We start from the raw sequence: 4,105 nt of genomic DNA on the forward strand, positions 1-4,105 counted from the left end.
GAAGAAACCGGAACGCAAACGGAAAAACCTGATGCGTCTTGGTGTGCCCCCGGAAGACCCCTTGCATGGAGCCCCGACAGCTGTCGGGGTGGGAGGCTGGCGAGTCGCTCAAAGCCCCATCCTCAAAACGACCATCACCTTAGCTAGATTGAAGAAACGGGGCTATATCGCAATGTTGGAACTCTATCACCAAATCAGGTCAACGTAGCAAACCGCCGTATACGCGACCCGTACGTACGGTGGTGTGAGAGGCGCACCGTGAGCTTAATTGCTCACGGCCGTCTACTCGATTATGGTCGAACATGTACTGTAAGGATTATAATAGATGATACACAAGGTACATACACAATTATATTTTTGAAGCATTTAAATCTACCGAGCCTGACTTATATCATCATCGTGTATTTTTTTACTCTATTGTGGGGTAAGTTTTGACAAATGTTTGATATTGCTACAATCAATCTCTCTTATTCTACAATAGTAACTATATGCGGCTGGGTATAATAATCTTGTGTGTTTCCAGCGTCTTTGATACCAAAGTAGAGAAAACCATACACTTTGTATGTTCCAGGAGGCACCTGTTCACCAATTTTTCCTCATCTCTTTTAGGAGTAGGATCTCCTGATGAATACTTATCATCATACTTACCAAAATCCTGATCCCACTTTTCCTGGTAGGTGATTTCTTGACCAGCCTCAAGTGTTAAGACGGGGCCCCTATACCCCAAAACAACTGTACCCAAGAGGTTTAATGACCAAACGAGTTCGCCGCTATCAGCGTCACCAACTGCAAAATTTTTTCTGCGCGGCGTATCAAATCCCTCCTTAAATGAATGACCGAAAAACAGGTCCACATCATGACCTGTGATGTTCCGGAACGTCAGTTTTATGGGAACTGGTTCACCAACCTGAACCTTGGCCGGAGCATCCAGTGTAAACTCAATACCTTCGGGAATGTCTGCCGATCCTGTCAGCCAATCGGGATGATTGTTGTTATCGGAATTCACGAGTAGATCGCATCCAATTACTGCAAATAATCCCGCCAAAAGTATTCCTATTATTGCTGGATATGAAACGTTTTGAATGTTTAACATAGTTGAGACTATTAAAATTTTGTTCTCGATTCTTTAAAAAACTCACTGCATTACATGCCATTCTCACCATTTTCATCAGACTCGTCATTTCCAAAATGTACGATATCACTCCAGCTTGAAACTCCGTCATCACTAAGAGAACGTACCCGATAGGAGTGCATTACCTCATAATCATCCCCATCGGAATCCAGGGCCATCATATCTTCGCAAATATTGAAATCTGTATAGTCCGAATGTGTAATAAAATCAACATGAACCCAGGAAATCCCACCATCCGATGTGCGCTGGATTTCATATTCATTTACCTCGTCTATTTCATCCCAAAAAATGCGGGGATGAGCATTCGGATCGCACCCTGCACTCCAGTTTATACTGTGGCCTAAATAGGGTCTTGGAGCATAATCCAGAATGTTGAATTCATGACCTTCTATTTCCAAATCTTCCAATACACCATCCATAGGACTGTAATAGGTCTCTTCCTCACTTGGTAGAGTTCCCCACAAAACACCCACCAAAGCTGCCTCGTTTGGATCTTGCCACGCCATATTTCTACGAAATACCGGAGAGCCGCTGTCGCCTGGATCGGATCGCATCCCTGAGGCTATATGCTGACAGAGAAGTACTACATCATTCGAAGCAAACTCAGGGCGATTTAATAGAGGAATGTCCACACAGGTTTCCTTGACTTCACCTTTTGTCCAACCCGACGTAGCTCCTACTTTATGTACTTCATTTCCAGTAAACGAACCATCTGTATAATCACGAATTTTGAATTCATTGGTCATTTCCAATGATCCAGAACTCCAGTTTTCTCCATAGTATTCGGTACGAGCGAAAATCCCTTTATTTCTATTCACACCATCAGGAATCTCAATAACCGCAGCATCACTAAATCTGCAATCGCGCTGTTGGCCATCCACTGTACAGTTACAGCCGAATGGGTCGAAAACCTCATTTCCTATGATTTGCTGGTTTTCCTGGGCATTCGGCTGATAAAATTCTTCATCGAAATTTACCTCCCAACCCAATTCCGTACAATGGCTATTTGTTAACCATGCGCGATCTTCACCCCAATCAAAACTGAAAGTCATCGTACAATTATAGGTATCTCCCTGATCAGCTCCCGGAGGACTTATACCGGTCCCCCCCTAAAATCGGGCGAATTGAATCTTCTTGTATATTTTGAGAAAGATTCGGCCTTTGCCTGATCTCAATATGCATCGCCTCGAGCGGTATCTCAAGGACTTCAACAATTTTATGTACGTTTTCTATGTACCTTTCGTTTTCAACACCAATACGTATTTGGTTCATTTTTTCAGAAAGGGCGAGCATAACCACACCATCCAAGCTGAACACAGGGCTAAACAACATATCGCGCCAGTTTCGAAGCTCTTCAAAACTATACTCTACCTCATTGGCAACAGCTCTCGATGCATCAAATTCCATGTATTCTTTTATTTCATTCAGATAGTTGACAACGGATTGCATGTGTTGTTGCGCCTCTTCAGTACTTGTTAGGTGAAGAACAAGGTTGCCATCATCTATCCAAAAGCCGGCAAACTCTGGTATTCTCTCAGACAATTCTATAAATGGGCGTTCAAAAGGTCGAATTAATCGACTTCCTTCGTGGTCTACAATATTCTCAGCAGTTACCTGTAAATCTTCTGAAAGTGCCCGTTCTTCATCCGGTGTAAGCTGTAAATCTTCACAGCCAAACAGGAAAAAAATCAGGCTCCAAATGAACAGATGTGCAAAAGTTTTCCTAAAATTGTTAATTACATGCATATCACAAATATTTTTGATTAAGTATCAAAAACAAATAGACCTTGTAACTTAAAATATGAGACCGGGATAGTATTTCAAGGTCAGAATTTTAAATCTTGTAAATTCTGTCTTTTGTGATTTAGGCTTCTAAATATTTACTCACCGGGCCATAACGGTTTGGCAATTCTGCTGCGGGGCTACTAACTCAAAAGCCGGGCAACCAACATTATCCCGTCAGCAGAAATTGCTGGTTATACCGTAAGCTACTTTCTCGACTTCCAATATTTGGGCCTACGACTCAAATGCATCACAGCATTAATAGTGATTATTTCATTTGAGACATCATAAATAAGACCGTAAGGAAATCTGTTTAACAAAATTCTACGGTCCTCTTTAGTAATTAATGAACCTGTTTTTGGGTGAGTAAGTATAAGTGAAATAGCAGCTTCGACTTCATCAAGAAACTCTTCGCCCAGCCCCTTAGACTTATCCTCATAATATTCAATGGAACTGGTTAATTCTTTGGCCGCTTTCGGGTGATATTGAAAAGTCACTTTTTAAGGATTTTTCTGGCCTCTTTATGAACTTCTTCTCCCGACAGAGGGGATACCTTGCCTGATTTGATTTCTTCTTTTCTGCGAGCTACTTCATCAATCCATGCCTGCTCAATATCAGAATCGATTTCTTCATCCAGACTCTTGATAAGCCGTTTGGCAAGTTCCGCCCGTCGCTTCTTATCCAGTTCGAGGGCTGAATGTTCTATCTCTTTAAAATCAGTGATCATAATCTTGAAAATTGAGTTTATATGCTAATCTATTGAAAAACGAACAAATCTGATAATTATTAATCAACCACCGTTAACCTGCCAAAGTAAATCACCAAAACTTCCAGTTCCCAATCTCATCTTTAAGCCAAAAAATGAAGTTATCACCCACAATCCATCCAAGAATTGAACAGACCCCCAGGAAAGTGAGAAAGAGTACATTGTTAAACAAAACGACAACTGATCCTGAGCCTGTGAAAAAATAGAAAACCTGAACGAGGACAATTCCAAGAACGATTGCATATAATGCAGTCAAAAGTCGTGAAACCATTGTAATTTCAGCAACCATTGAGTTTTCATTAATTTTTATATCCGAACGATTCCCTTTATTAGCGACCATAGCTGTAGATGATTAAAATTGGTTTTTACGGTATAACGGATGGAGTTTAACGGGCGAAGCCGTCCGGTAATAATATGAGTGCCGT

6 protein-coding genes are annotated in these 4,105 nt (G+C 41.3%); all 6 read right to left on the reverse strand.

The window, feature by feature from the left end:
* Positions 1 to 484: 484 nt before the first annotated feature.
* The 6 genes from ACESM0_RS13075 to ACESM0_RS13100 all read right to left on the reverse strand — a co-directional run bounded on the left by ACESM0_RS13075 (position 485) and on the right by ACESM0_RS13100 (position 4,020).
* Complete coding sequence (locus ACESM0_RS13075; protein WP_372906645.1) at positions 485 to 1,045, reverse strand: hypothetical protein; 561 nt, start codon at positions 1,043 to 1,045, stop codon at positions 485 to 487.
* 98 nt (positions 1,046 to 1,143) lie between these two features.
* Positions 1,144 to 2,184 (reverse strand): hypothetical protein, encoded by a 1,041-nt coding sequence (locus tag ACESM0_RS13080; RefSeq protein WP_372906646.1) that lies wholly within the window; start codon positions 2,182 to 2,184, stop codon positions 1,144 to 1,146.
* Between the two features lie 25 nt (positions 2,185 to 2,209).
* Positions 2,210 to 2,878: a hypothetical protein gene (locus ACESM0_RS13085; protein ID WP_372906647.1), complete on the reverse strand. Its 669-nt coding sequence runs from the start codon at positions 2,876 to 2,878 to the stop codon at positions 2,210 to 2,212.
* A 242-nt stretch (positions 2,879 to 3,120) separates the two neighbouring features.
* Positions 3,121 to 3,411 (reverse strand): type II toxin-antitoxin system RelE/ParE family toxin, encoded by a 291-nt coding sequence (locus ACESM0_RS13090; RefSeq protein WP_372906648.1) that lies wholly within the window; start codon positions 3,409 to 3,411, stop codon positions 3,121 to 3,123.
* Complete coding sequence (locus tag ACESM0_RS13095; RefSeq protein ID WP_372906649.1) at positions 3,408 to 3,641, reverse strand: addiction module protein; 234 nt, start codon at positions 3,639 to 3,641, stop codon at positions 3,408 to 3,410. Before ACESM0_RS13095 ends, ACESM0_RS13090 begins: the two co-directional genes overlap by 4 nt.
* Positions 3,642 to 3,732: 91 nt before the next feature.
* Positions 3,733 to 4,020: a hypothetical protein gene (locus ACESM0_RS13100; protein ID WP_372906650.1), complete on the reverse strand. Its 288-nt coding sequence runs from the start codon at positions 4,018 to 4,020 to the stop codon at positions 3,733 to 3,735.
* Between the last annotated feature and the right edge of the window lie 85 nt (positions 4,021 to 4,105).

Source organism: Rhodohalobacter sp. (assembly GCF_041686455.1).
In the GTDB taxonomy this organism is placed as follows: Bacteria; Bacteroidota; Rhodothermia; order Balneolales; family Balneolaceae; genus Rhodohalobacter.